General features: G+C 64.2%; 1 protein-coding gene. It reads right to left on the reverse strand.

The features are described 5' to 3' along the window. Nucleotides 1-335: radical SAM protein (locus tag A3728_RS16325; RefSeq protein WP_150120857.1), on the reverse strand; the 335-nt coding region annotated here is incomplete at both ends.

Genomic DNA, 335 nt, shown 5'->3' on the forward strand with positions numbered 1-335 from the left:
GCGTGGGCATCATCGCGCCCCGGTTCAGCATGGCCCAACCGTGGAACTGGACGATCGCCACTTCCATGCGGCGCGCCTTCATCTGTACGGCCATCTCGATCGCTTCGGGTAACTGGGGCAGGTTCTGCCGGTGCACAACGGCGTTGAGGGTAAGCGGAAAGCCTGCTTCGACGATCCACTGGGCGGCCTGCATCTTGCGCTTGAAGCCACCCTGATAGCCGCCGATTCGGTCCGCCATTTCCGCATCGGTGCCCTGCAGGGACAGTTGCACATGATCGAGGCCCGCCTCGTCCAGTTCGGCGAGCCGCTTCTGCGTCAACCCGATGGCCGAGGTG

The organism is Sulfitobacter sp. HI0040, from assembly GCF_001634885.1.
In the GTDB taxonomy this organism is placed as follows: domain Bacteria; phylum Pseudomonadota; class Alphaproteobacteria; order Rhodobacterales; family Rhodobacteraceae; genus Sulfitobacter.